This is a genomic window from Erwinia sp. AC075 (genome assembly GCF_979253995.1).
This window is the reverse complement of record NZ_CEEDEU010000001.1, coordinates 4,154,804-4,180,114: the sequence shown is the minus strand read 5'-3', so window position 1 is coordinate 4,180,114 and position 25,311 is coordinate 4,154,804. Positions and strand designations below refer to the sequence as shown.

Annotated in this window: 24 protein-coding genes; 9 read left to right on the top strand and 15 right to left on the bottom strand. The window is 56.5% G+C overall.

Going from position 1 to position 25,311, the window contains the following annotated elements; all coding sequences use genetic code 11:
- The 4 genes from livG to AC0IXH_RS19530 form a co-directional block, all read right to left on the bottom strand.
- On the bottom strand, positions 1-768 hold the full coding sequence (gene livG / locus AC0IXH_RS19545; RefSeq protein ID WP_013204244.1) for a high-affinity branched-chain amino acid ABC transporter ATP-binding protein LivG: 768 nt from the start codon (positions 766-768) through the stop codon (positions 1-3).
- On the bottom strand, positions 765-2,039 hold the full coding sequence (locus tag AC0IXH_RS19540; protein WP_013204245.1) for a high-affinity branched-chain amino acid ABC transporter permease LivM: 1,275 nt from the start codon (positions 2,037-2,039) through the stop codon (positions 765-767). The genes livG and AC0IXH_RS19540 overlap by 4 nt, the downstream gene beginning before the upstream one ends.
- Entirely contained in the window at positions 2,036-2,962 is a 927-nt protein-coding gene (gene livH, locus AC0IXH_RS19535) for a high-affinity branched-chain amino acid ABC transporter permease LivH (protein WP_013204246.1), read from the bottom strand. Before livH ends, AC0IXH_RS19540 begins: the two co-directional genes overlap by 4 nt.
- 159 nt (positions 2,963-3,121) lie before the next feature.
- Positions 3,122-4,237, bottom strand: coding sequence for a branched-chain amino acid ABC transporter substrate-binding protein (locus AC0IXH_RS19530; RefSeq protein ID WP_105760373.1), 1,116 nt, complete (start codon positions 4,235-4,237; stop codon positions 3,122-3,124).
- Between the two features lie 387 nt (positions 4,238-4,624).
- On the opposite strand from AC0IXH_RS19530, the gene panM reads away from it, so the two are divergent.
- Positions 4,625-5,020 (top strand): aspartate 1-decarboxylase autocleavage activator PanM, encoded by a 396-nt coding sequence (gene panM / locus AC0IXH_RS19525; RefSeq protein ID WP_471720878.1) that lies wholly within the window; start codon positions 4,625-4,627, stop codon positions 5,018-5,020.
- Positions 5,021-5,082: 62 nt separating this feature from the next.
- On the opposite strand, the gene rpoH is transcribed toward panM, so the two are convergent.
- The 4 genes from rpoH to ftsY form a co-directional block, all read right to left on the bottom strand.
- A complete protein-coding gene (gene rpoH, locus AC0IXH_RS19520; RefSeq protein WP_013204251.1) occupies positions 5,083-5,937 on the bottom strand; it encodes an RNA polymerase sigma factor RpoH in 855 nt (284 codons plus the stop codon).
- Positions 5,938-6,199: 262 nt separating this feature from the next.
- Positions 6,200-7,192, bottom strand: coding sequence for a permease-like cell division protein FtsX (gene ftsX / locus AC0IXH_RS19515; protein WP_013204252.1), 993 nt, complete (start codon positions 7,190-7,192; stop codon positions 6,200-6,202).
- Positions 7,185-7,850 (bottom strand): cell division ATP-binding protein FtsE, encoded by a 666-nt coding sequence (gene ftsE / locus AC0IXH_RS19510; RefSeq protein ID WP_013204253.1) that lies wholly within the window; start codon positions 7,848-7,850, stop codon positions 7,185-7,187. Before ftsE ends, ftsX begins: the two co-directional genes overlap by 8 nt.
- A gap of 5 nt (positions 7,851-7,855) precedes the next feature.
- Entirely contained in the window at positions 7,856-9,469 is a 1,614-nt protein-coding gene (gene ftsY, locus AC0IXH_RS19505; RefSeq protein ID WP_471720877.1) for a signal recognition particle-docking protein FtsY, read from the bottom strand.
- Positions 9,470-9,634: 165 nt separating this feature from the next.
- Here ftsY and rsmD point away from each other — a divergent pair, with 165 nt between their 5' ends.
- Positions 9,635-10,240, top strand: coding sequence for a 16S rRNA (guanine(966)-N(2))-methyltransferase (gene rsmD / locus AC0IXH_RS19500; protein WP_134822931.1), 606 nt, complete (start codon positions 9,635-9,637; stop codon positions 10,238-10,240).
- Complete coding sequence (locus AC0IXH_RS19495) at positions 10,230-10,499, top strand: DUF1145 family protein (protein ID WP_041692150.1); 270 nt, start codon at positions 10,230-10,232, stop codon at positions 10,497-10,499. Before rsmD ends, AC0IXH_RS19495 begins: the two co-directional genes overlap by 11 nt.
- Positions 10,500-10,556: 57 nt before the next feature.
- On the opposite strand, the gene AC0IXH_RS19490 is transcribed toward AC0IXH_RS19495, so the two are convergent.
- Positions 10,557-10,901 carry a DUF2500 domain-containing protein gene (locus AC0IXH_RS19490; protein WP_471720876.1) on the bottom strand — a complete coding sequence of 115 codons (345 nt, stop codon included), beginning with the start codon at positions 10,899-10,901 and terminating at the stop codon, positions 10,557-10,559.
- A gap of 152 nt (positions 10,902-11,053) precedes the next feature.
- Between AC0IXH_RS19490 and AC0IXH_RS19485 the strand changes: the two genes are divergently transcribed.
- Together AC0IXH_RS19485 and AC0IXH_RS19480 are read left to right on the top strand one after the other, a co-directional pair.
- Positions 11,054-11,680 (top strand): lysoplasmalogenase, encoded by a 627-nt coding sequence (locus tag AC0IXH_RS19485; RefSeq protein WP_013204258.1) that lies wholly within the window; start codon positions 11,054-11,056, stop codon positions 11,678-11,680.
- 93 nt (positions 11,681-11,773) lie between these two features.
- Positions 11,774-14,047, top strand: a complete 2,274-nt coding sequence (locus AC0IXH_RS19480) for a zinc/cadmium/mercury/lead-transporting ATPase (protein WP_471720875.1) — start codon at positions 11,774-11,776, stop codon at positions 14,045-14,047.
- A gap of 35 nt (positions 14,048-14,082) precedes the next feature.
- Here AC0IXH_RS19480 and tusA read toward each other — a convergent pair whose 3' ends face one another.
- A complete protein-coding gene (gene tusA, locus AC0IXH_RS19475) occupies positions 14,083-14,328 on the bottom strand; it encodes a sulfurtransferase TusA (RefSeq protein ID WP_013204261.1) in 246 nt (81 codons plus the stop codon).
- Between the two features lie 203 nt (positions 14,329-14,531).
- Between tusA and AC0IXH_RS19470 the strand changes: the two genes are divergently transcribed.
- Positions 14,532-15,197, top strand: coding sequence for a 7-cyano-7-deazaguanine/7-aminomethyl-7-deazaguanine transporter (locus AC0IXH_RS19470; RefSeq protein WP_013204262.1), 666 nt, complete (start codon positions 14,532-14,534; stop codon positions 15,195-15,197).
- Positions 15,198-15,295: 98 nt separating this feature from the next.
- Complete coding sequence (locus AC0IXH_RS19465; RefSeq protein WP_013204263.1) at positions 15,296-15,853, top strand: DcrB family lipoprotein; 558 nt, start codon at positions 15,296-15,298, stop codon at positions 15,851-15,853.
- Between the two features lie 75 nt (positions 15,854-15,928).
- Here AC0IXH_RS19465 and iolE read toward each other — a convergent pair whose 3' ends face one another.
- From iolE to iolD, 4 genes are all read right to left on the bottom strand, one after another.
- The gene (iolE, locus tag AC0IXH_RS19460) at positions 15,929-16,825 is read right to left on the bottom strand and encodes a myo-inosose-2 dehydratase (protein ID WP_053141464.1); all 897 of its coding nucleotides are present in this window, start codon (positions 16,823-16,825) and stop codon (positions 15,929-15,931) included.
- Positions 16,826-16,868: 43 nt separating this feature from the next.
- Entirely contained in the window at positions 16,869-17,753 is an 885-nt protein-coding gene (locus AC0IXH_RS19455) for a sugar phosphate isomerase/epimerase family protein (RefSeq protein WP_013204265.1), read from the bottom strand.
- Between the two features lie 16 nt (positions 17,754-17,769).
- Positions 17,770-18,783 (bottom strand): bifunctional inositol 2-dehydrogenase/D-chiro-inositol 1-dehydrogenase, encoded by a 1,014-nt coding sequence (gene iolG, locus AC0IXH_RS19450; RefSeq protein ID WP_013204266.1) that lies wholly within the window; start codon positions 18,781-18,783, stop codon positions 17,770-17,772.
- Positions 18,784-18,883: 100 nt separating this feature from the next.
- On the bottom strand, positions 18,884-20,824 hold the full coding sequence (gene iolD / locus AC0IXH_RS19445; RefSeq protein ID WP_471720874.1) for a 3D-(3,5/4)-trihydroxycyclohexane-1,2-dione acylhydrolase (decyclizing): 1,941 nt from the start codon (positions 20,822-20,824) through the stop codon (positions 18,884-18,886).
- A 489-nt stretch (positions 20,825-21,313) separates the two neighbouring features.
- On the opposite strand from iolD, the gene AC0IXH_RS19440 reads away from it, so the two are divergent.
- A complete protein-coding gene (locus AC0IXH_RS19440) occupies positions 21,314-23,233 on the top strand; it encodes a bifunctional 5-dehydro-2-deoxygluconokinase/5-dehydro-2-deoxyphosphogluconate aldolase (protein WP_013204268.1) in 1,920 nt (639 codons plus the stop codon).
- Between the two features lie 317 nt (positions 23,234-23,550).
- Positions 23,551-24,393 (top strand): MurR/RpiR family transcriptional regulator, encoded by an 843-nt coding sequence (locus tag AC0IXH_RS19435; RefSeq protein ID WP_013204269.1) that lies wholly within the window; start codon positions 23,551-23,553, stop codon positions 24,391-24,393.
- 45 nt (positions 24,394-24,438) lie between these two features.
- On the opposite strand, the gene iolB is transcribed toward AC0IXH_RS19435, so the two are convergent.
- Positions 24,439-25,257, bottom strand: coding sequence for a 5-deoxy-glucuronate isomerase (gene iolB, locus AC0IXH_RS19430; RefSeq protein WP_013204270.1), 819 nt, complete (start codon positions 25,255-25,257; stop codon positions 24,439-24,441).
- Positions 25,258-25,311: the final 54 nt, after the last annotated feature.

Genomic DNA, 25,311 nt, shown 5'->3' with positions numbered 1-25,311 from the left:
TCAGGCTTCTCCCAGATAGGCACGGATCACGTCCGGATTGTTGCGGATCTGTTCCGGCGTGCCGTTTGCCAGCGGCGTGCCCTGGTTCACTACATAAATGCGGTCAGAAATGCCCATAACCAGTTTCATATCATGTTCAATCAACAGTACCGAGACGTTGTGCTGGCTGCGCAGTTCGGCAATCAGCTCATCAAGCTCGTGGGTTTCTTTCGGGTTCAGGCCGGCGGCTGGCTCATCCAGCATCAGGATTTCCGGCCGGGTGACCATACAGCGGGCGATTTCCAGACGACGCTGCTGACCGTAGGCCAGGTTGCCCGCCTGACGGTTGGCCATTTCCAGCAGCCCCACGCGATCCAGCCAGGTGGCGGCACGATCCAGCGCGTCGCTTTCGGCTTTACGGAAGGCCGGCGTTTTCAGCAAACCGGCAAAAACGCCGCTTTTCAGATGCTGATGCTGCGCCACCAACAGGTTCTCGATCACCGTCATTTCGCGGAACAAACGCACGTGCTGGAAAGTACGGACAATGCCCATCCGGGCAATTTTTTGCCCCGGCTGGCCCGCGATATCCTTGTCGCGCAGCATGATGCTGCCGCCCGTCGGCCGGTAGAAACCGGTCAGACAGTTAAAGACGGTGGTTTTCCCGGCGCCGTTCGGGCCGATTAATGACACGATCTCCTGCGGGCGCAGCTCCAGCTCAACGTTATTTACGGCGAGCAGGCCGCCAAAGCGCATCATCAGGCCTTTTACGGCCAACAAAGGCTGTGTCATGGCTGCTCTCCTTTTTCTACCGTCTTCAACTTCAGATGCGGACGCTTCATCGGCAGCAGACCCTGTGGCCGCCAGATCATCATCAGCACCATCAGACCGCCGAGCACCAGCATGCTGTACTCATTCAAATCACGCATCAGCTCGCGGGAAACCACCAGCAGCACCGCGGCGAGGATCACCGCAAACTGCGATCCCATGCCACCCAGTACCACAATTGCCAGCACGAACGCCGACTCGGCAAAGGTGAACGATTCCGGGCTGACAAAGCCCTGGCGTGCGGCAAACAGGCTACCGGCAAAGCCGGCAAAGGCCGCACTGATGGTGAAGGCGGTCAGCTTGATGCGCGTTGGGCTCAGGCCCAGCGAGCGGCAGGCAATTTCGTCTTCACGCAGCGCTTCCCAGGCCCGTCCCAGCGGCATCCGCAGCAGGCGGTTAATCACAAACAGCGTGATGATCACCAGCAGCAACGCCACCATATACAGGAAGATAATGCGGTCGCTGGGATCGTACTTCAGGCCAAAGAAGTTATGGAAGGTGTCCCATCCGCCGTCGCGCACGCTGCGGTTAAACTCCAGACCAAACAGCGACGGTTTTGGGATCTGGCTGATGCCGTTCGGGCCACCGGTAATTTCGGTGTTGTTCAGCAGCAGAATACGCACGATTTCGCCGAAACCGAGCGTCACAATCGCCAGATAGTCACCGCGCAGCCGCAACACCGGGAAGCCGAGCAGCAGGCCAAACATCGCCGCCACCAAACCGGCCAGCGGCAGGCACTCCCAGAAGCTCAGACCGTAGTAGTGATTCAGCAAGGCAAAGGTATAGGCGCCCACGGCATAGAATCCGCCGTAGCCCAGCACCAGCAGACCGGAAAGGCCGACCACCACGTTCAGGCCAAGCCCGAGCATCACGTAGATCAGCGTCAGCGTGGCGATATCCACCGTGCCGCGTGAGACGATAAATGGCCAGGCCACGGCGGCAATGATCATTACCAGCAGCACCAGCTTTTGCTTCGGCGTGGAGCCGTCAATACCCGGCAGAACCATCGCCGGGCCGGAGATTTTTTTCAGGCTTTTTTGCAGCAAAGGACGCAGCAGCTGGAACAGGAACACCACCGCCGCGCCCAGTGCAATCCAGTTCCAGCGGACGCGACCGGCGTTATTCACCACCAGATGCGTGCCGTCGAGGTCGAGGCGCATGCCCATAAAGAAGGCCGCCAGCAGCACCAGCATCAGCGCGGAGGCAACGGCGTTAACCAGGTTGAGATGTTTCATACTTTCTCAACCTCCGGACGACCGAGAATACCGGTAGGCATTACCAGCAGCACCACAATCAGCAGCGCAAAAGAGACCACATCTTTGTATTCGGTGCTGAGATAAGCAGAGGTCAGCGCTTCGGCGATGCCGAGGATCAGGCCGCCCAGCATCGCGCCAGGAATACTGCCGATGCCGCCAAGGACAGCAGCGGTAAACGCCTTCATCCCCGCCATAAAGCCAATGTACGGATTAATCACGCCGTAGAACTGGCCGAGCAACACGCCGGCAACCGCCGCCATGGCCGCGCCGATAACAAAGGTCAGCGAGATAACACGGTCGGTGTTAATGCCCAGCAGGCTGGCCATTTTCAGGTCTTCAGCACAGGCGCGACAGGCGCGTCCCATGCGGGAATAGCGGATAAACAGCGTCAGCGCCAGCATCGACAGGAAGGTCACCACCCAGATCACCACCTGCATGGTGGAGATAGTGGCGGAGAAGCCGTTGCTCTCGCCCAGCGTCCACTGCCCGGTGATCAGGCTTGGCAACGCAAGATCGCGGGAGCCTTGCGTCAGGCTGACGTAGTTTTGTAAGAAGATCGACATCCCGATGGCCGAGATCAGCGCGATCAGGCGCTTGGAGGATCGCACCGGCTTATAGGCCACGCGCTCAATGCTCCAGCCGTAGGCGCTGGCAATCACAATCGCGACGATAAAGCCGGCACCGATCAGCATCCAGCTGACATCGATGCCCATCATCATCAGGGCCGCAATCACAATAAAGGAGACGTAGCTGCCGATCATATAGACCTCGCCATGGGCGAAGTTGATCATGCCGATAATGCCGTAGACCATGGTGTAACCAATGGCTATCAGCGCGTAGGTGCTGCCCAACGTTACGCCGTTGAACATTTGCTGCAGGAAATAGAGAAACTGCTCGGACATACCTTGCTACCTTACTTCTTTCCGCACGGGCGGAGAGAATGGAAAAAAACGCCCGGGAACCCTCACCAGACGTTTACTGTTACCGACGACCTGTTCGGTCGTCTTCACCGCTGTCAGCCTTCCCCGGACAGCCCCTGCCGCCGGGAAAGTATGGCTGATTTATTTCACTGCGGTAGAAGAACCGTCCGCGTGCCATTTGAAGATGCCGAATTCAAAGCCTTTCAGATCGCCCTTCTCATCCCAGTTCAGGTCGCCCATCACCGTTGGCACCGCTGCGCCTTCCTTCAGATTTTTAGCGATATCGGCTGGCTCAGCACTTTTGCTGCGCTCCATCCCGGTGGTCAGCGCCTGCAGTGCTGCGTAGGTGGTCCAGACGAATGGGCCGGTTGAATCCAGCTTCTTCGCTTTCAGCGCATCAACAATCGGTTTGTTAGCTGGCACCTGGTCGTAACGCTTCGGCAAGGTCACCAGCATGCCTTCAGACGCAGCACCTGCGATGTTAGACAGCGAGGAGTTGCCCACGCCTTCTGGTCCCATAAACTGGGTCTTCAGGCCGGCAGCACGTGCCTGACGCAGCATCTGGCCCATCTCCGGGTAGTAACCGCCAAAGTAGACGAAGTCGACGTTCTCTTTCTTCAGGCGTGCCACCAGCGTGGAGAAATCTTTGTCGCCCGCGGTGATACCTTCAAACATCACCACGTTGCCGCCTGATTTTTTCAGGCTGGCCTGCACGGAACGCGCCAGGCCTTCACCGTACTGCTGCTTGTCATGGATGACCGCGATGCGCTGAGGCTTGATCTCTTTCAGGATATAGGTGGCGGCAGTTGGGCCCTGGTCGGAATCCAGACCGGTGGTACGCATGATCATCTTGTAACCACGGGTGGTCAGATCGGCGTTGGTTGCCGCCGGGGTGATCATCAGCACACCTTCATCTTCATAGATGTCGGAAGCAGGCTGAGTAGAAGACGAGCAGAGGTGGCCAATAACATAACGGATACCGTCATTGATCACTTTGTTGGCAACGGCCACCGCCTGTTTTGGATCGCAGGCATCGTCATATTCCACGCCAACCAGTTTGTCACCGTTCACGCCGCCTTTGGCATTGATGTCAGCGATCGCCTGCTTGGCACCGGTGAACTCCATATCACCATACTGCGCTACCGGGCCGGACATCGCGCCAACAATGGCCACTTTAATGTCTTTTGCCATGGCCGCGTGGCTCATCGCCAGTGCCACACAACCTGCCAGAAACGCGCTACCTTTACTGATTTTCATCCGTACTACCCCATCTGTTGTGATTGCTGTTTTATTGCCGCTGGATCCCAGATAAAACGCTGAAGAAAGAGAGAGTTATCGAAATACGCGGCGATTTTTATAAATAAGGCTTTAATTTTCAGGTTATTAAACAGGAATATTCTGCTGTAAATCAACTGACACATTCAGAAATACCCAGGTCCCGCAGGATAAAACACTGGTGGCAACGGTGGCTTTTTCAGCAAAATGGCAGTCTTTTATGCTGATTAATAGTTCAGCGATAAGCTTTCACGCTGGGTTAACGCGTCGCACCAAACAGAATACTCCGTTTTCGCTGGGGAAAAGTTAAGCGCCCTTCTTTGGCTAAATTCGCTACAATATGCCTTTCGTACTCGTTCGGTATTCGTCATGAAACTGACCATCATCAGATTGCAAAATTTCACCGATCAGGATCGCCTGGATCTGGCGAAAATCTGGCCAGAGGCTGACCTTGTTGCCCTTGAAGCGTCGCTGGATGAACATCAGCAGGTTTGGGCCGCCAAATTCAATGACCGCCTGCTGGCGGCAGTCCACGCCTCCATCGCCGGCACGCAGGGCGAGCTAAAGGATTTCATGGTGCGTGAGGTGACGCGCCGACGCGGCGTGGGCAGTTACTTACTGAATGATTTGCTGGCGCAGAATCCGGGGATCGTGCAGTGGTGGATTGCGGACCGTCAGGTTGAGGATCGTGAGGTGATGGCTGCGTTTATGCGCCAGGCCGGCTTTATTGCTCAGGTCGGCGGCTGGGGCTTTCTGGCGCAATAACGGGCGGACTGACAAAAACAAAAAGGGCGACCGAAGTCGCCCTTTTTTTGTTACCGCATGGATTACGCTTCGATAGCGACACGCAGTTTTTTCATCGCGTTCTTTTCCAGCTGACGCACACGCTCTGCTGAAACGCCGTATTGATCGGCGAGCTCCTGCAGCGTGGTTTTGTTGTCATCGTCCAGCCAGCGGGCACGGATGATATTCTGGCTACGCTCATCAAGACCCTGCATCGCATCGCTGAGTTTATCAGCCGCGTGGGATTCCCAGTTATCTTCCTCAATGCCATCGGCAAAGTCAGACGACTTATCCTGCAGGTAGAGCATAGGCGCCATTGAGCGGCCTTCACCTTCATCATCCGGTGTCGGATCGAAGGTCATGTCCTGGGCCGCCATACGCGACTCCATCTCCAGCACGTCTTTGCTGGTGACGCCCAGTTCACGGGCAACCATTTCCACTTCTTCCTGGTTGAACCAGCCTAAACGCTGCTTGGCTTTACGCAGGTTAAAGAACAGCTTGCGCTGTGCTTTAGTGGTGGCGACCTTCACGATACGCCAGTTACGCAGGACGTATTCGTGGATCTCAGCTTTAATCCAGTGCACCGCAAAGGAGACCAGACGCACGCCGACTTCCGGGTTAAAGCGGCGAACCGCTTTCATCAGGCCGATGTTACCTTCCTGAATCAGGTCAGCCTGCGGCAGACCGTAGCCCGAATAGTTACGAGCGACATGAACAACAAAGCGCAGGTGAGACAGGATCAGCGTTTTAGCTGCTTCCAGATCGCCCTGGTAATGCAGCCGTTCAGCCAACGCTTTTTCCTCTTCTGCCGTCAGCATAGGCCAGACATTGGCGGCCCGGATGTAAGAATCCAGGTTGCCTAAAGGAGCAATAGCTAAAGTTTGCATTTCTTTGGTCATTCAAACCCTCTCTGTATTTAACAATAATGCCGCGCAATTCCCTGCACAGTCCACAAGAGTACGTGAACGGCAGCCAGAATTAAAAGCAATCTGTGCTACTTCGACGTCAAAGTTATCCACAAGTTCACAATCGTCGGTGAATAAATTACACACCGTCTGGGCAGGAAGAGTATAGCAGGAGGAAGTGACAAACTGATGACTTCCTCTGAAGCACATTACTCATGCAACAGAGGAAGATTATAACAAAAAACGTGTAAAGGGGTTACTGCGGCGTAAAACGACGTAAATGTTGTACGGTCGCCAGCCAGGCGGCTATCCAGCCAATCATCGCCGACACCAGCAGCAACAGCAGGCTCTCATCCCATGCCAGTCCGGTCAGGTTGAAGGTGGTGCCAAACACCGCCGCCACCTGTGTCACAACGGACTCCAGACGGAACACCAGCACTTCGGACAGGATCAGCGACAGCAGCGCACCGGCGAATCCTAACAGCGCACCGCCGTAGAGGAACGGACGCAGGATAAAGCCATCCGTTGCACCGATCAGCTTCTGCACGTTGATGGTATCGCGCCGGGCAAAGATGCTCAGCCGCACGCTGTTGCCGATCACCAGGAACACCGCCACAATCATCAGCACGCCGATCATCGCCGCCACCTGCCCCACCAGTCCGGTCAGCGCCGCCAGACGGGCAAACCAACTGTCGTCCATCTTCACTTCATCCACGCCCTGCACTTTCGACACGCGGTCGCGCAGGTTGGTCATGGTGTTGTCATTCTGGAAGTTGAGCTTCGGCGTGATAATTGCCACCGCAGGCAGCGGATTCTGCTCAAGCATATCCATTGCCCCGCCAAAGCCAGACCAGTTACGGAACTCGCCCATCGCTTCTTCGCGCGACAGGTAGTTCACCTTGTCGACGCCATCTTCTTTCTTCAGCTGGCTGACAACACCTTCAGCGGCATCGTCATCCAGCGTTTTGCTGAGATAGACCGTTAGCTGCGGTGCCGGATACCACTGTGCCGCCGCCTGGTTGACGTTTTTCCACACCATATAGCAGACGCTTGGCAGAGTCAGGGAGATGGCGATAACCATCACCGTCAGTAACGTCGCCAGCGGCTGACGCCACATATCAGATAAGGTGCCGCGCAGCGCATAACGCCATTGCTCCTGCCAGCCGCCCTTCAGCGCTTTGCTTTTGGAAGGCTGCTTCTGCTTCGCGGCTTTGGGCGCAGGCGCCCGGGAATTGCGTTTATTAACCACCCTGGCCTCCGTGCAAACGTCCCTGATTCAGGCTCATCAGGCGGTAGTTGCGGCGGGCGATCAAGGCCCGGTCGTGGGTTGCCATCAGAACGGTGACGCCAACCCGGTTAAATTCTTCAAACAGACGCAGGATGTCTTCCGACAGCGCGTCGTCGAGGTTACCGGTCGGTTCATCGGCCAGCAGCACCGCAGGTTTGTTCACCACCGCACGGGCGATGCCCACACGCTGCTGCTCACCGCCCGACAACTGAATCGGATAGCTTTTGGCTTTATCCAGCAGGCCGACTTTATCCAGCGCGGCCGACACGCGGCGGCGAATATCTTCGCCGCTGGCACCGGCAATGATCAACGGGATTGCCACGTTGTCATACACAGATCGATCCATCAGCAGATGGTGATCCTGGAAAATCATGCCAATCTGGCGGCGTAAAAACGGCACTTCGCTGCTTTTCAGGCGGCTGATATCGTGGCCGCCAAACCAGATCTGACCGGCGCTTGGCCGCTCGATGCCACAAATAAGCTTCAGCAAGGTACTTTTCCCTGCCCCGGAATGTCCGGTCAGAAACGCCATTTCTCCCGGACGCAGATGGAAATCTACCCCCTGAAGCGCTTGCCGACCGCCGAGATAAGCCTTACTGACTTCTTCAAAGCGAATCATCCTAATTAGTCCTCTCGGGCAAAAAGTGCCTCTATAAAATCGTCAGCTTTAAACGCGCGTAAATCTTCAATGCCTTCACCCACGCCGATATAGCGGATCGGGATGGAGAACTGATCGGCTACGGAGAAGATCACGCCGCCTTTTGCGGTGCCATCCAGCTTGGTCAGGGTAATCCCGGTCAGACCCACCGCTTCATGGAACAGCTTAGTCTGGCTGATGGCATTCTGGCCGGTGCTGGCATCGATGGTCAGCATCACTTCGTGCGGCGCCTGATCGTCGAGCTTTTTCATCACGCGGGTGATTTTCTTCAGCTCTTCCATCAGGTGCGATTTGTTCTGCAGGCGACCGGCAGTATCGGCAATCAGCACGTCAACGTTACGCGCCTTAGCGGCCTGAATCGCATCGAAAATCACCGAGGCTGAATCCGACCCGGTCTGCTGGGCGATCACCGGAATATTGTTACGCTGGCCCCACACCTGCAGCTGCTCAACCGCCGCGGCACGGAAGGTATCGCCCGCCGCCAGCATTACAGATTTGCCTTCGGCCTGATACTGGCGCGCCAGTTTGCCGATGGTGGTGGTTTTGCCGACGCCATTGACGCCCACCATCAGGATCACAAACGGCGTTTTGCCGGTGACGTCCAGTGGCTCTTCCACTTTAGCCAGGATCTCTGACATTTCCTGCTTCAACAGGCCATAAAGCGCTTCGGCATCACGCAGCTGTTTACGGTTCGCCTGCTGCGTCAGGTTTTTGATAATGCGGCGGGTGGTTTCCACGCCAACGTCGGCAATCAGCAGCTGTTCTTCCAGCTCTTCAAACAGATCGTCATCAATCTTTTTGCCGCGGAACAGGCCGATAAAGCCGGAGCCCAGATTCTGGCGAGTTTTCACCAGGCTGCGCTTCAGGCGGGCGAAGAAACCTTCTTTCGTCGGGCGCTGCTGCTCGGCCTGCTCTGACTGCTCCACTTTCGCTAACGCGGCGGCGATGGATTCTTCTTCCTCAATCACCTCCGGCTCTGCGTCAGCCGCTAACGCCAGCGCTTCCAGCTCTTCAGGCAGGATCTCATCGTCCGGTGCGATTTCAGCAATCTCTTCCGGCACGGGCGCGATGATAGCCACTTCTTCGGGCTCAGGCTGAACAACGGCTACCTCTTCCGGCAGGCGCTCTTCTTCCCGCTCAGGATGAACAATCGCTATCTCTTCCGGCAGAAGTTCTTCTTCCGGCTCTGGCTGAACCACCGCCAGCTGTTCCGGTAACACCTCTTCTTCCGGCTCGGGCTGAACGCGCGCGTCGTCTTCCGGCAAAATCGCTTCCAGCGGCGCGGGCTCAATTACCGCCAGCTCTTCCGGCTGAGGTTTCGCTTCTGGCTGCGGCTCAGCGGCAGGTTCACGGTAAGCTTCCGGATGTGCGGCCTGATCGTGGGCCACATTTTCAGTGACGTTGACCGTCGCTTCGGCGCGCTGCTCTGCCTCGGTTTTTGCGGGCGTGGCGGCATCCGTTGACGTCTCGTCAGCGGGCTGCTGTTCCTCTAACGTCTCTTTTATCTCTTCCTGCGGCGCCTGCTCTTCACGCCCTAATCCCAGCCAGGAAAAAAAGCCACGTTTTTTATTTTTTGCCATGGTGCAACCACACTCCTCGCGGGGAAAAATCTGTCAGGTCGTTGAAAATTGACTTAATCCCCTAGTCTAACACTTTCCTGCTAACGCAACACAGCACCCTTTTTACGTTTCCTCAGCCCGGTAAGCCCGTTAAACTGTGCAACAAATTATGAAGAGTTCAGCAGCATGAATAAAAAACCCCGCAGCGGCGGCGCCGGACAAATCCGCATTATTGGCGGTCTGTGGCGCGGCAGAAAATTACCGGTCCCGGACAGCGCCGGGCTTCGACCGACCACCGATCGCGTCCGCGAAACGTTATTTAACTGGCTGGCACCCGATATTCAGGGCGCACGTTGCCTGGATTGCTTCGCGGGCAGCGGCGCATTAGGGCTGGAAGCGCTGTCGCGTCACGCCGCTTCTGCCACACTGTTAGAGCTGGAGCGCCCGGTTGCGCAGCAGTTAGAAAAGAACCTGACCACGCTCGGTTGTAAAACCGGCCGGGTGATCAACACCAACACGCTGCAATTTCTGGCGCAAAACGGTGAGCCTCACGATTTGGTGTTTATCGATCCGCCGTTCCGTAAGGGATTGCTGGAACAGACCCTTGGACAGCTGGAAAGTAACGGCTGGCTGGCGGATAACGCGTTGATTTATGTCGAAAGCGAAGTGGAACATGGCCTGCCGCCGGTGCCGGTAAGCTGGCAGCTGCATCGGGAAAAGATCGCCGGACAGGTGGCCTATCGCCTGTACCACCGCCAGATCGCGAAGAAGGAAGCGAACCATGATGATTAATATTGGCAGGCTGCTGATGGTCTGTGTCTGGGCATTTTTACTGCTTAACCTGGTGCATCCGTTCCCCAAGCCGCTGAAGTATTTTATTGATGTGGCGCTGTTCTTTATGGTGGTGATGCACGGACTGCAGCTGGTGCTGATGCGCGCTACGCAGCCGAAAGATGCCCCGAAGCTCAGCTTTCTGATGCAAACCAAGATTTTCTTTTTTGGCGTGTTTGAGCTGCTGGCCTGGCAGAAGAAATACCTGCCGAAGAAGTAACGCAGTGGTAAAACCAGCCGAAAAAGCGCGGAACCCCATGCTTTTTCGGCAAGCCCACTAATTCGCGCAAAACGAGATAAACCGCGTCCCCTGCACCTTCAGCTGTCCCTTTTCCCCCTGATCAATCTGCCGGTAATCCTGCTCTTTCAGCACCAGTTTGAAATCCCCGGCCCCGTTGAGCGGATGAAACCAGGCTTCATAACGCTTATCCTCAACCGGGATCACTTCACGCTGACGCGAACGGCGGTTCGGCATCGGAACCTCGCGCTTGGCTTTTACCTCGGCGGGAAGTGAGCGCACCGGGGAAGCGTCATTGACCGCCACTTCTCTCCGCTGCTTGATAAACTGACGCGTCGCCAGCACGGCGATGATAGCCAGTACGATGAAAAAAATGACCTTCATATTTTTCTTCTTCCTCCTTATCAGGCAATGCCAATCATTCCCACGGCCAGAAAGGATACAACCAGACGCCTCCCATTGTCACATCGTCGGGCTCTGTCCTAGACTAGATTCAGAATTGTGGAGTTTTGCATCTGAATACAAAGGGACACATTATGATTTGGTCGTTTCTGGCAGTTTTCTTTTCCGGTTGGCTCTACGTTGATGCATCGTACCGTGGGCCTCAATGGCAACGCTGGGTATTTAAGCCCGTCACCTTGCTGCTTCTGCTGGCGCTGGCCTGGCAGGCACCGATCCTCAACACCACCGACTATCTGATCCTGTTTGGCCTGCTGGCCACGCTGATTGGCGATGCGCTGACGCTGCTACCTAACCGGCGCATGCTGTACGCGATTGGCGCATTTTTCCTTTCGCATCTGCTGTATACCCTGTGCTTCGCCAGCCATATGACGCTGACCTTCTTCTGGCCGATCCCGCTGACGGTACTGGTAATAGGCGCACTGTTGATTGCCACCATCTGGTCCAGACTGGAAGATCTGCGCTGGCCGATTTGCACCTTTATCGGCATGACCCTGTTGATGGTCTGGCTGACCACCGAGCAGTATTTCTTCCGCCCAACCGATTACAGCTTCTCGCTGATGGTGGGGACTTCGCTGCTGCTGCTGGCCAATATCGTCTGGCTTGTCAGCCACTATCGTCGCCGGTTTACCTCTGACCGGGCGATTGTCGCCGCCTGCTACTTTGCCGGTCACTTTATGATCGTGCGTTCGCTGTATCTGTAATCGCCGTAAAAGCCTTGACTCTGGAGTCCACTCCAGAGTGTAAGATGCGTCATCGGCGGGAGCGTTTCCCGCCGTTGCCCATCAGGAGGCGCCATGCATCAGCACTCATCTTCTTGCCCTTGTGGCCAACGCCATGCTCACAGCCAGCAGGGTTGCAGCAGTAAACCTCGCCCAACCATCAAAAAAATCTCGATGATGACCTCAGTCACCGCTGAAACCAGCTGTTGCAGTGATGCCGGCTGCGGTTCAGGCAGCGATGCCGATGAGGAAAGCGACAGGAGAGGTTCCGCAGAACGTTTCAGCTGGATAATCAGCGGAATGGATTGCCCCAGCTGCGCACGAAAAATTGAAACCGCCGTTAGCAAGCTGAGCGAAGTCGATACGGCTCGCGTGCTGTATGCCACCGAAAAACTGGTCGTGAACGCCGATCGCGACGTCCGCCAGCAGGTTGAAGCGGCGGTGAAGCAGGCCGGTTTCACCCTGCAACGTAGCGATGCCGTCAAAACCGACGCCGCCACGCCGGGCTTCTGGCCGGAAAATCGCGCCATTATTCTGCTTGCCGTGATGATGCTGGCCAGTTGGCTGATCGACCTTGTCAGCCCTGAAGCCGGACAGATCGCTTTCACCCTGACCACCCTCGCCGGTGCCTGGCCCATTGCCCGCAGCGCGCTGCGTTTGATCCGCAGCGGCACCCCGTTTGCCATTGAAACCCTGATGACCGTCGCGGCCATCGGCGCATTATTTATTGGCGCCACCGCAGAAGCCGCGATGGTGCTGCTGCTGTTCCTGCTGGGTGAACGGCTGGAATCCTTTGCCGCCAGCCGCGCCCGCCGTGGCGTGACCGCCTTAATGGCCCTGAAACCAGAAGAAGCTGTCCGGGTGAGCGGCGAGAAGCGTGAAACGGTTGCCCTGAGTGAACTGCGCCCCGGCGACAGAATTGAAGTGGCCGCCGGCGCGAGATTGCCCGCCGATGCGCGTTTACTCTCACCGTTTGCCAGCTTTGATGAAAGCGCATTAACCGGCGAATCGGTGCCGGTCGAGCGTCAGCAAGGCGAAGCGGTTGCCGCAGGCTGCCTGAGCGTGGACCGCCAGGTGCTGTTAGAAGTGGTATCCAAACCGGGTGAAAGTGCCATCGACCGCATTCTGCATCTGATTGAAGAAGCCGAATCCAACCGGGCACCGATTGAGCGCTTCCTTGACCGCTTCAGCCGCATCTACACGCCGGTGATTATGGCGATGGCGCTGCTGGTCGCGGTGATCCCGCCGCTGCTGTTCGCCGCCGACTGGCAGCCGTGGATCTACAAAGGCCTGACGCTGCTGCTGATTGGTTGCCCATGCGCCTTAGTGATTTCAACGCCTGCCGCCATCACCTCCGGGCTGGCCGCGGCCTCCCGCCGGGGTGTGTTAATTAAAGGCGGTGCCGCGCTGGAGAGCCTGAACGCTATCCGCACCTTTGCCTTCGATAAAACCGGCACGCTGACCGAAGGAAAACCGCAGGTCACCGCGCTGATCCCACTGGCAGAGGAGAGTGAAGATTCCCTGCTGGCCAAAGCGGCAGCGGTGGAAGCCGGTTCGTCGCATCCCTTAGCCAAAGCCATCGTGGCGCTGGCTGGCCAGCGTGGCTTAACGCTGGCAGCGGCAACCTCGCAACGCGCGCTGGCCGGCAGCGGCGTTGAGGCTATCGTCAGTGGTCACTCACTGTTAATCAGCGCGCCCGCCAGGCTGGATCAAGGCACGCTCAGCCCTGAACAGCAGGAACGGGTGACCGCGCTGGAAGCCGAAGGAAACACCGTGGTGGTGCTGTTGCAGGAGAATCAGCCAACGGCGCTGATCGCCTTGCGTGACACGCTGCGTGCCGATGCCGCCGCCGCGTTGGCGGAGTTAAAAGCGCTGGATATTCAGGCGGTGATGCTGACCGGAGACAATCCGCGCGCCGCTGCGGCGATCGCCGGTGAGCTGGGCATTGACTACCGCGCAGGCTTGTTGCCTGCCGATAAGGTCACCGCGATTGGCGAACTGAATCAGCAGCAGCCGGTGGCGATGGTCGGTGATGGTATTAACGATGCGCCGGCAATGAAAGCCGCGACGACCGGGATTGCGATGGGCAGCGGCAGCGATGTCGCGCTGGAAACGGCGGATGCCGCACTGACGCACAACCGGCTTGGCGGACTGGCGACAATGATCCGTATCTCCAGGGCCACGCACGCCAATATCCGGCAAAACATCACCATTGCGTTGGGGCTAAAAGTGGTGTTTCTGGTGACCACGCTGCTGGGAATTACCGGCCTGTGGCTGGCGGTACTGGCAGACTCCGGCGCGACCGCGCTGGTCACCGCGAATGCGTTAAGGCTGCTGCGCAAACGCTGAGTGGCTCCGCGTAAAGCCGGGCCCGAGGCCGATGCTCAGAGCCCTTTCTTCAGCAGATACTTATAGGGTGTCTGCTCGGTCATCTGCGCCACCAGCTGGTGTTCCATAAAACGGCAGAAGCCGGGGATATCACGCGTGGTGGCCGGATCGTCGGCAATAATCAGCAGGGTTTCGCCCTCCTGCATATGACGCACGGTTTTACGCACCATCATCACAGGTTCCGGGCAGCGCAGGCCCATCGCATCGAGGGTTTGATCGGGATTGGCGAACAGATCGCTCATAGCAGTCTCATTAAAACGGAAGAAATACCTGCGCTCATTTTACCCTCACCTTTTGCATGTGCAAGTGGGTACCGCGACGATAACGTTTGCGCTAAAATTAACCGTTGCAATAGCACTCTGTTTCGGTAAGATGCCGCGCAATCGCTATTGCGACACAATTTTTCATTGGGTTCCCTCACCCCAATCTTCAAAAAGGTCATATGATGATTTCGTTCTCGAATAGTCAGCGCACGCATGCGTTGATTTGGCTGTCCCTTTTCCACGTGCTGGTGATCACCTCCAGTAACTATCTGGTGCAATTACCGATCTCCATTTTTGGTTTTCACACCACCTGGGGCGCGTTCAGCTTCCCGTTTATCTTCCTGGCAACCGATCTCACCGTGCGCATTTTTGGCGCGCCGCTGGCTCGTCGCATCATCCTTGCGGTGATGGTGCCGGCACTGTTTATCTCCTACGCCGTCTCCGCGCTGTTCTATCAGGGTGAGTGGCAGGGCTTTGCCGCATTAGAAAACGTCAACCTGTTCGTTGCCCGCATCGCCTGCGCCAGCTTTATGGCCTACGCGTTGGGCCAGGTGCTGGATGTGCACGTCTTCAACCGCCTGCGCCAGCTGCCGCAGTGGTGGATTGCCCCGGCCTCCGCGATGTTCCTCGGTAATATCAGCGATACGCTGGCGTTCTTCTTTATCGCCTTCTACAAAAGTCCCGATCCGTTTATGGCGCAGAACTGGGTGGAGATCGCCCTGGTGGATTACAGCTTCAAGGTGCTTATCTGCATGATTTTCTTCCTGCCGGCTTACGGCCTGTTGCTGAATGCCATGCTGAAGCGTCTGGCGGAAAAATCGAACCGCGCTCAGGTTAACTTCGGCTAAGCTGCATTCTGTGACAGAGCGACAGTTGCTTTTGCCCGCTGATTACTATTTTATGAGGGGCTGTAAAGCAGCACACGACTAACGTAAAAGGGATCATGATGCGTAACTTACTGAAATATGCCGGTATCGGCTTACTGGTGGTTGGACTGACCGCCTGCGACGGCAAAGATGACAAAGCCTCTGCGGATGATAACGGCGTCAGCAGCAGCCAGAGCAGCCAGGCCGTCACCCTGATGGACGGCAAGCTGGGCTTCACCCTGCCAGCCGGGATGTCCGATCAGAGCGGCAAGCTCGGCACCCAGGCCAATAACATGCACGTCTATGCTGATGCGACCGGCCAGAAAGCGATTATCGTGATTGAAGGCGATGCGACTACCGATGGACTGGACGTGCTGGCTGGCCGCCTTGAGCAGCAGCAGCGCAACCGCGATCCTCAGCTGCAGGTCGTGACCAATAAAGCGATTGAAATCAGCGGTCAGCCTGCTCAGCAGCTGGATACGGTGATCTCCGCCAAGAACCAGTCTTCCTGGTCTTCCGTGGTGCTGGCGAAGGTGGATGGCAAACTGCTGACCATGCAGATTACGCTGCCAGCAGAAAACCAGCAGCAGTCTCAGACCGACTCTGAGAACATCATCAAAACGATTGCGCTGAAATAATCGCCGTTATTTGAATGACAAAAAGCCCCTGCCAGTTTGCTGGTCAGGGGCTTTCTTATTTCACTGCCGCCTCCGTTACAGGCCGGCGGTCTCGCGGATATATTTTCTGGCTTTCACCGCATACTCAAACGGATTGGCTAACGCCGGATCCTGCTCGGCTTCCACCACCATCCAGCCTTTATAGCCCGACTCGTCCAGAATTTTAAACACCGGCGTAAAGTCGATCACGCCATCGCCAGGCACAGTAAAGGTGCCTTTCTTGACGCCATCAAGGAAGGAGAGCTTCTGGCTTCTCACCTCGGCGACTACCTCATCACGCACATCTTTCAGATGCACATGGTTGATGCGCGGCAGATACTTTTCGAGGATCGCCAGCATCTTCGCCTGACTGCCTTCCGAATAGTAGGCATGGCCAGTATCAAACAGCAGGAACACATCGTCATTGGTGATCGCCATAAAGCGGTCAATCTCTTCCGTGGTCTGGATAGCGGTGCCCATATGGTGATGCAGACAAACCTGCATGCCTTTCTCCGCCGCCAGTTTCGCCAGCTCGTTATAGCCGTCGGCGGTCAGCTGCCACTCTTCATCAGTGAAGTAAGGCTTCTCATCCAGCACCGACAGCGAGGTGCCCTGAATGCTCTTACTCTGCTCGGAACAGCCGATCACCTTCGCGCCCATCGCGTGCAGGAAATCGCGGTGGTTGATAAATTCGTCGATGGTTTTCGCTTTATCGCCGTTGGCAAAAAAAGTGCTGAACCAGGCGTTGCAGATCTGTACGCCGCGAATATCCAGCATTGGCTTCAATACCGCCGGATCGCGCGGGTATTTGCTGCCCACTTCACTGCCGGTAAATCCCGCCAGCGCCATTTCGCTGACGATTTGCTGGAAGGTATTTTCCGCACCCAGCTCCGGCATATCATCGTTGGTCCAGCCAATCGGGGCTATTGCCAGCTTAACGTTATCTTTGTTCATCGCACTCTCTCGCAAGGGGTACGGCAGCGCAGGCTGCCAGAAGTTATCTGCTCAGCAGCTCACGCTCGATCAGTTCGCGGGTTTCCACGGCCTGACGGTTCATTTTTTCCGGATAACCGAACAGCGAAGAGGCAATAATCGACTCGCCGCCCACTTTGTAGGTTCGGTTGGCAAAATCCATTTCGCGCAGCGTCTGGAACAGGGTGTCGAAATCGACCTCCCCTTCACCGACACCCACATGCTGGTGAATGGTGGCATCCACGCCTGGCGGGTTAACGATGTAGCGACAATGCTTGGTGTGGTTCATGGTATCGGCGATCAGCACGTGGGACAGATCGCCACCGGCGTACTCCAGCATGCTCTTCACATCGCCCTTTCCTTTGTCATAGAAGAAGGTGTGCGGCACGCTGTACAGGTACTTCACGTTCTCACTGCGGAATGATTTCACCAGATCGGCGGTTTCGTTATTCTCTTCGCAGAAATCCCACGGATGTGACTGAATTTCGATGCGGATACCTTCACGTTCGACGATAGGCAAGATTTCTTCCATCGAGCGATAGAACATCTCTTCGCAGATTTCCGGCTCGTTCGGCGTACCGGAAAGCTCGGTATTGATCACCTGCACGCCGGTTTCCACCGCGATCTCAATCATGCGCTTCCAGTTACGGACAGCCGCCTGACGGCGCGCTTCGTCCGGGCCGGACCAGCGGTAAACCACGATATAGGACGAGATCTCCAGCCCGGTTTCACGCAGCGCGTTTTTATACTCGGTGATGATCTCCCGGCTGGCCTTCGGATGCTTATAGAACGGGTTAATCTGTGGGTGCGGAGACTGCTCAATGTACTTGTAGCCCCAGTCCGCCACCTGATGAACCATTTTGGTGATGCCCATGTCTCTGATGACGTCTACGTCAAAGGCGATTTTCATTGCGATCTCCCTGAAGCTACTTGTTGTAGAAGGCTGGACGCGCTGGCAGCTCAACCGGCTCGATAGCGCCGCTTTCCTGCGCTTTCAAACAGGCATCGGCGGCAACGGAAGCGGCATAGCCATCCCATGCTGACGGGCCCTGCAAGGTTCCGGCGGTGGCATCATTGATAAAGGCCTGCAGCTCAACGTCGTAGGCATCAATAAAGCGGTCTTTCCAGTCGGTCAGAATGGTGTTGGACAGCTTGGCGTCTTTGCGCAGCTGAACAGAAGACGGCTCTGGCAATTTGGCGATGCCGGTTTCACCGACCACTTCACACTGGATGTCGTAGCCGTAAGCGCAGTTGACGTAAATCTCCACGTCAATGCGGGTGCCCTTATGGGTTTCAAACAGCACAATCTGCGGATCGCGCAGTTTTGCGTGGGTGTTTTTGGTCGAGCGCGGGAAGACCACCTGCACAGATTTGTAGTCGTCTTCGGTCAGCCAGCGCAGCACGTCCAGCTCGTGGATCAGCGTGTTGGTGATCGCCATATCGGTGGTGTAGCTTTCCGGTACGGTCGGGTTACGGTGCGCACAGTGCAGCATCAGCGGCTCGCCAATGTCACCGTCGGTGATCACTTTCTTCAACGCGCGGTAGCCGGCATCGTAAGGACGCATAAAGCCAACCTGCACCAGACGTTTGCCGTGGGCGATTTCCGCATCCACGATACGGCGGCAACCTTCAGCGCTCAGCGCCAGCGGCTTTTCGCAGAACACCGGTTTACCCGCAGCAACTGCCGCCAGGGTGAACTCTTCATGCGTTGGGTCCCAGGACGTCACAATGATCGCATCCACTTCCGAAGAGGCGATCACATCGTGGCCGTTGGCATACACTTCCGCGTCCAGACCTAACCGGCTGACAATGCCTTTCGCGCCGTCGATGTTGATATCCGAGACGGCAACCACTTTGGCGCCCTGCAGCACTTTGCTACAGCGACGAATATGTTCCTGACCAATAGCACCGGTGCCGATTACGCCAAGTTTCAGAGTCATAAAATATCCTTTATATGTAGGGGAGAGCGCGGGCATCAACCTGACCGTTATTTGCAGCCAGTGAAGATGTCCGCACTGAATTCAGAGTAAGCAAAATGAATCAGTATTCGCGTGCCTGGTCGATATGTTCGTTGAGCATTTTGGCGACCGCATCGACCCGTTCAGATTCGGAAACCTGCGCCCCGCCAACGCGCCACCAGCTGAAGTATTTGTGCACCATGGTTTTCGGCAGCACTTTGATATCAATCAGCGTGGAAACGGTCTGCTTGCGGGCATCTTCCAGCGCGTGCTTCAGCTGGTCGAGGGTGGTGACGCGATAGGTTTTGCAGCCGTAGCCGCCGGCAATCGCCGCGAAGTCTACCGGCACAAAGCCGCCATTCAGCTTGCCGCCTTCCGCATTACGGAAGCGGAACTCGGTGGTGAAGCTGTCCATCCCGTGTTCCATCTGCAGGTTGTTGATGCAGCCGTTGGTCATGTTGTCGAACAGCAGCACGTTGATTTTGGCCCCTTCCTGAATGGAGGTCACCAGCTCGGAGTGCAGCATCATAAAGGAGCCATCCCCCACCAGGGTGTAGACCTCACGGTGCGGCTCAGCCAGCTTGACGCCCAGCGAGGCACTGACTTCATACCCCATGCACGAGTAGCCGTACTCCACGTGGTAGCTGTTGTAATCTTTGGTGCGCCAGACGCGCTGGAGATCGCCCGGCAGGCTACCCGCAGCGGCGACGATCACCGAATCCTTTGGGAGATGCTCATTCAGTGTCCCCAGCACGCTGCTTTGGGTGAGGAAGGAATCGGTCAGGCGGTTGAACTCGGCATAGACCGCTTCACGATCCATATGGTCATCAATTTCCGGCACAAAGCCGTCGTTGCTGTAAACCGACTGATAAACGCGCTGCGTTTCTTTCAGCAATTTGCTCTGCGCCTGGCCGATTTTCTCGCCCCAGCCGCTGTTGAAGCCCTGTGCAGCCAGACGCTCATCCAGTGCGGTCAGCGCTTCACGCGCATCGGCCACTACCTGCACGGCATCGAGCTTGTAGGCGTCAAAATTGCTGACGTTAATGTTGATGTAGCTGACGTCCGGATTGTGGAAAATCCATTTCGAGGCGGTAGTAAAGTCGGTGTAACGGGTACCGACGCCGATCACCAGATCCGCCTCTTTCGCCAGCAGGTTAGCCGCCAGACAGCCGGTTTCGCCCACGCCGCCGACGTTCAGCGGATGGTCAGAAACAATGGTGCCTTTACCGGCCTGGGTTTCCGCGAAGGGGATCTGATGGCGCTCGGCGAACTGGCGCAGCGCCTCACCGGCTTCGGAGTATTTCACCCCGCCACCGCAGACGATAATTGGCTTACGCTTACCGGCGATTATCTTCAGTGCGGCTGCCAGCTGGGCTTCGGTTGGCAGGCGGCGATCCAGCAGATGCACGCGCTTCTGGAAGAAATAATCCGGGTAGTCATAGGCTTCGCCCTGCACGTCCTGCGGCAGAGAAATCGTTACCGCGCCGGTTTCAGCCGGGTCGGTCAGCACGCGCATGGCATTGATACAGGCGGTCATCAGCTGCTCCGGGCGGCTGACGCGATCCCAGTATTTGCTGACCGCGCGGAAGGCATCATTGGTGCTGATGCTGAGGTCATGACTCTGTTCAATCTGCTGCAGAACCGGGTCCGGCTGGCGGGTCGCAAACACATCGCCGGGCAACAGTAAGAGAGGAATTCGGTTAGCCGATGCGGTGCCCGCAGCGGTGATCATATTGGCCGCACCCGGTCCGACAGAAGAGGTACAGGCGATGATTTCACGGCGCAGTTTCTGTTTGGCGAAGCCGATGGCCGCGTGCGCCATACCCTGTTCGTTACGACCCTGCATAACCACCAGGTCGCCGCTGTCCTGCTCCAGTGCCTGACCGAGGCCCAGCACGTTGCCGTGACCGAAGATGGCAAAAATCCCTTTAACGAACTTGGTTTCAACGCCATCTACCGACAGATACTGGTTGTCCAGGAATCTGACCAGAGCCTGTGCTGTGGTTAATCTACTCTTACCCATGTGCTCTTCCTTAACGGTGAGGCTGAAAAAGTGAAACGTGAGGCGATTATAAACAAATATTTTTTTCACTAAACAGAATTACAGAAGAAACATTTCATTTTGCGAGAGAGATCAAATTATGCGATGAAACGGCTCTGCGCGGGGTGATCGCGCGGTCAGATTTGGAACAATAAAGAGGATGTCTGAGCAGTAAAGAAAATTTCGTTTCACTTCAAGGGCTTTGCCCGAACGGCTTTTGCAGTTTGCGAGCAGGCTCACACCGCCTGGATCGCCACAACCCGCCGCCGCTTTTGATCCCCCGCAACGACGATCCCCAGAGTTTTATCCACCTCACACTTTTGGGGTATTAATTTCATTTTGTGTTGAAGTTGAAATTTTTATTCTCCATACTCATTTCCATATTGAATCCGGGCGTCCGGACGTTACGTTCAGGCGAGTCCGCTGGAAAAGCGCAGCTGAGTCGGCTTATCAGAGAAGGAAACAACAGGTATGAGTACACAACAGAAACGGCTTGATGTGATTTGTATCGGGCGCATTGCCGTTGACCTCTATGGCCAGCAAATTGGCGCCCGCCTTGAAGATATGAGTACGTTTTCGAAATATCTCGGCGGTTCGTCGGGTAACGTGGCGTACGGCACGGCGATCCAGGGGCTGAAGTCCGGCATGCTGGCCCGCGTGGGCGATGAGCATATGGGCCGTTTTCTGCGCGAAGAGCTGCAGCGCGTGGGTGCCGATACCGAATGTCTGATCACCGACAAAACCCGGCTGACTGGCCTGGTGATCCTCGGAATTAAGGATCAGGACACCTTCCCGCTGGTGTTCTACCGCGATAACTGCGCCGATATGGGGCTGATCCCGGAAGATATCAGTGAAGAGTACATCACCTCTTCCCGTGCGGTGGCGGTCACCGGCACGCACCTTTCGCATCCTCAAACCCGTGCAGCAGTATTAAAGGCGCTGGAAATTGCCCGTCAGAACGGCTTACGCACCGCGCTGGATATTGATTACCGTCCGGTGCTGTGGGGACTGACCTCGCTCGGCGACGGTGAAACCCGCTTTGTGGAATCCGAGCACGTCACGCAACAGCTGCAGGAAGTGCTGCACTATTTCGATCTGGTGGTCGGAACGGAAGAAGAGTTTCATATTGCCGGCGGCAGCACCGATACCCTGACCGCGCTGAAAAACGTTCGTCAGGCGACGAAAGCCACGCTGGTCTGCAAACGTGGTCCGATGGGCTGCGTGGTGCTGGAAGGCGAGATCCCGGACAGCTGGGAACAAACCAAATTACAAAGCGGCGTGCGCGTGGAAGTATTGAACGTGCTGGGCGCAGGCGATGCCTTTATGTCTGGCCTGCTGCGCGGCTGGTTGAATGACGAAAGCTGGGAGCAGGCCTGTCGCTATGCCAATGCCTGCGGCGCCCTGGTGGTGTCACGCCATGGCTGCGCGCCAGCGATGCCAACCAAAGCTGAACTGGATGATTTCCTCAGCCGCGATAAGGACGTCAAGCGTCCGGACCTCGACAGCCGCCTGAATCACCTGCACCGCGTCACCACCCGCAAGCAACAGTGGCCAGAGCTGTGTGTCTTTGCCTTCGACCACCGTAAACAGCTGGTGGATATGGCCAATGAAGCGGGCGTCGACACGTCACGCCTGCCTGAACTGAAGCTGCTGCTGCTGCGTGCGGCAGAAGAAGCCGCCGGTGAAGCCGGGCTGGACGGCCGTAGCGGCATCCTCGCTGACACCACCTTCGGACAGCCGGCGCTGAACGCCATCACCGGTAAAGGCTGGTGGATTGGTCGCCCGATTGAGTTACCCAGCTCCCGTCCGCTGCGCCTTGAGCACGGCAACATCGGTTCCCAGCTGGTCGACTGGCCACAGGAACACGTGGTGAAATGCCTGGTGTTCTACCATCCGCATGACAGCGCCGAACTGCGTAAAGAGCAGGATGAGCTGGTGATGGACGTGTGGAACGGCTGTAACAAAACCGGCCACGAACTGCTGCTGGAAGTGATCCTGCCGGAGGGCAATCCGGACAAGAAAGAGTCTTACTACCTCGATATCCTGACCCACTTCTACTCGATGGGGATTCAGCCGGACTGGTGGAAACTGCCGCCGCTGAAACTGGAAAGCTGGCAGGCAATCAGTGGCCTGATTGAGCGGGAAGACCCGAACTGTCGCGGCATTCTGATCCTCGGCCTCGATGCGCCGGAAGAGAAGCTGAAAGCCGGTTTCGCTGACGCCGCCAAAGCACCGTGGGTGAAAGGGTTTGCCGTCGGCCGCACCATCTTCGGCCAGCCTTCACGCCAGTGGCTGCAAGGCGAGCTGGATGATGACGCGCTGATCGCCCAGGTGAAAAGCAATTACCATCAGTTGATCAATTACTGGCGCGAAGTGCGGCCAGCGAAGTAAGCCGTTAACCCGGGCAGGAACGCGACAGGATCGGCGGTTGGCTATGCCAGCGGCCGCTGAACAGTCACCCGTTCCTGCCCTTTTAGCCTTCCTGTTTTGCCCTTTCAACCTTCACATCCCGCCCTTTTCACTGCGCTTATTTCTCTTCGCGAACGAATTCCCCCTTCCTTCTGCTCTCTTTTCAGCCAGAATCTGTGATTCCATTCATATCCCGATGAAATAGATCCCCTGAAATCCGTTAGAAAGTGAAATTTTTTGTTCATCTGGTAGAATATCGGACAGAACAAACGACTTATTTTATTTAGCGAGCCGAAGTAATGACCAACAACCCAACGCAGCTTTCCCTGTTGCAGGACGACATCCGCCGTCGCTACGACACCCTGAGTAAGCGCCTGAAACAGGTGGCTCGTTATATTCTGGACAACAGCAACAGCATTGCCTTTGACACCGTGGCCTCGATTGCCCAACAGGCCGACGTACCGCCTTCTACCCTGATCCGCTTTTCGAATGCCTTTGGCTTTAGCGGCTTCAACGAAATGAAACAGGTTTTCCGTCAGCACCTGATGGAAGAGACGGTGAACTACACCGAGCGCGCACGGCTGTTCCGCCAGACCTCGACCGATGAAACGGCTGCTCCACCCGAGAACCCGGCTGAAATCCTTAATGTTTTCACTATGGTGAATTCACAGGCGCTGCAACAGCTGGCGATGCAGACCAATCCCGAGCAGTTGGATAAAGCGGTTGAGATGCTGCATCAGGCAGAGAACATCTACGTGATTGGCCTGCGCCGTTCGTTCAGCGTGGCATCCTATCTGACCTATGCACTGCGCCATCTGGAACGCCGTGCCTTCCTGATTGACGGCCTGGGCGGGATGTTTACCGAGCAGCTCAGCATGGTGAATCCGAAGGATGTGGTGATTGCCATCAGCTATTCGCCGTATGCGCGTGAAGCGGTGGAACTGGTTGAGTTAGGGGCCAAACGTGGGGCGCATCTGATTGCGATCACCGACAGCCAGGTCAGCCCGCTGGCCGCTTTCAGCGACGTCTGTTTTGTGGTGCGTGAGGCGCAGGTTGATGGCTTCCGTTCGCAGGTGGCTTCACTGTGCCTGGCCCAGACGCTGGCCGTTTCGCTGGCGCTCAACAACGCCGATAAGGCATAAAAAAACGGGTGGAAAATTCCACCCGTTTTTTTGTCGCATCCCGTTCTACTTTTCGACCGGATACGCATCGCTGTTCACCCAGGCGTGATCCTTCTCCCAGGTAAATTTCCACAGTCGAACCGGCCCGGCCATCACGTTCAGATAGTAATTGTCGTAACCGGCAATGGTGGCGACCGGGTGATACCCGCGCGGCACCGTGACCACATCGCGGTTATAGGCCGCCATGCACTCATCCAGCGAGCGATCGTCGGTATAGACGCGCTGCATAGCAAAGCCCTGCTCCGGATTAAACCGATGGTAATAGGTCTCTTCCAGATAGGTTTCGTTTTCTGAGTTTTCCTGATCGTGCTTGTGGCTCGGATAGGAGCTGGTGTCACCTTCGTTGGTATACACTTCCACCACCAGCAGGCTGTCCGCAGGCTTATCATCAGGCAGAATATTGTGAACCAGACGCTTGTTACGCCCCTTGCCACGCTGCTCCACGCCGACATCCGCCGGCGAAATCAGTCTGGCCGGTAGTGCGCCCTTGCCCGGCGCATTACAGACCGCCAGCTCAAGGTCGGAATCCGCATAGACTTCCACTTTGTCGTTGTTCGGCACATACACCGAGTAAGGCGGTGTGCGTTCAAACGGCGACATCCGCTTACCGATGCCGGGGAATTCAGCGTGCAGCGTCTTCACCGACGCCAGTCCGGCAACCAGCACCAGGCACAGCTCTTTATCGCCACTCTCCAGCTGCAGGGTCTGCCCCTTTTTCAGCTGATAAGCATCAAAGCCAACGTAACGCCAGCCCACGCTCTCCGGCGTCACATGCTGAATGCGCCCTTGCGCATCCGGTTTTTGTACTTTGGACAACAATGACATTCAATTCTCCTTCACTCTCCTCTGGCGCCTTGCAGCCGCGCCAGAGGTTTTGGA

Bases quoted from the DNA above. Each gene is read 5' to 3' on its own strand.
- livG (WP_013204244.1), bottom strand. From the start codon at position 768: ATGACACAGCCTTTGTTGGCCGTAAAAGGCCTGATGATGCGCTTTGGC.
- AC0IXH_RS19540 (WP_013204245.1), bottom strand. From the start codon at position 2,039: ATGAAACATCTCAACCTGGTTAACGCCGTTGCCTCCGCGCTGATGCTG.
- livH (WP_013204246.1), bottom strand. From the start codon at position 2,962: ATGTCCGAGCAGTTTCTCTATTTCCTGCAGCAAATGTTCAACGGCGTA.
- AC0IXH_RS19530 (WP_105760373.1), bottom strand. From the start codon at position 4,237: ATGAAAATCAGTAAAGGTAGCGCGTTTCTGGCAGGTTGTGTGGCACTG.
- panM (WP_471720878.1), top strand. From the start codon at position 4,625: ATGAAACTGACCATCATCAGATTGCAAAATTTCACCGATCAGGATCGC.
- rpoH (WP_013204251.1), bottom strand. From the start codon at position 5,937: ATGACCAAAGAAATGCAAACTTTAGCTATTGCTCCTTTAGGCAACCTG.
- ftsE (WP_013204253.1), bottom strand. From the start codon at position 7,850: ATGATTCGCTTTGAAGAAGTCAGTAAGGCTTATCTCGGCGGTCGGCAA.
- ftsY (WP_471720877.1), bottom strand. From the start codon at position 9,469: ATGGCAAAAAATAAAAAACGTGGCTTTTTTTCCTGGCTGGGATTAGGG.
- rsmD (WP_134822931.1), top strand. From the start codon at position 9,635: ATGAATAAAAAACCCCGCAGCGGCGGCGCCGGACAAATCCGCATTATT.
- AC0IXH_RS19495 (WP_041692150.1), top strand. From the start codon at position 10,230: ATGATGATTAATATTGGCAGGCTGCTGATGGTCTGTGTCTGGGCATTT.
- AC0IXH_RS19490 (WP_471720876.1), bottom strand. From the start codon at position 10,901: ATGAAGGTCATTTTTTTCATCGTACTGGCTATCATCGCCGTGCTGGCG.
- AC0IXH_RS19485 (WP_013204258.1), top strand. From the start codon at position 11,054: ATGATTTGGTCGTTTCTGGCAGTTTTCTTTTCCGGTTGGCTCTACGTT.
- AC0IXH_RS19480 (WP_471720875.1), top strand. From the start codon at position 11,774: ATGCATCAGCACTCATCTTCTTGCCCTTGTGGCCAACGCCATGCTCAC.
- tusA (WP_013204261.1), bottom strand. From the start codon at position 14,328: ATGAGCGATCTGTTCGCCAATCCCGATCAAACCCTCGATGCGATGGGC.
- AC0IXH_RS19470 (WP_013204262.1), top strand. From the start codon at position 14,532: ATGATTTCGTTCTCGAATAGTCAGCGCACGCATGCGTTGATTTGGCTG.
- AC0IXH_RS19465 (WP_013204263.1), top strand. From the start codon at position 15,296: ATGCGTAACTTACTGAAATATGCCGGTATCGGCTTACTGGTGGTTGGA.
- iolE (WP_053141464.1), bottom strand. From the start codon at position 16,825: ATGAACAAAGATAACGTTAAGCTGGCAATAGCCCCGATTGGCTGGACC.
- AC0IXH_RS19455 (WP_013204265.1), bottom strand. From the start codon at position 17,753: ATGAAAATCGCCTTTGACGTAGACGTCATCAGAGACATGGGCATCACC.
- iolG (WP_013204266.1), bottom strand. From the start codon at position 18,783: ATGACTCTGAAACTTGGCGTAATCGGCACCGGTGCTATTGGTCAGGAA.
- iolD (WP_471720874.1), bottom strand. From the start codon at position 20,824: ATGGGTAAGAGTAGATTAACCACAGCACAGGCTCTGGTCAGATTCCTG.
- AC0IXH_RS19440 (WP_013204268.1), top strand. From the start codon at position 21,314: ATGAGTACACAACAGAAACGGCTTGATGTGATTTGTATCGGGCGCATT.
- AC0IXH_RS19435 (WP_013204269.1), top strand. From the start codon at position 23,551: ATGACCAACAACCCAACGCAGCTTTCCCTGTTGCAGGACGACATCCGC.
- iolB (WP_013204270.1), bottom strand. From the start codon at position 25,257: ATGTCATTGTTGTCCAAAGTACAAAAACCGGATGCGCAAGGGCGCATT.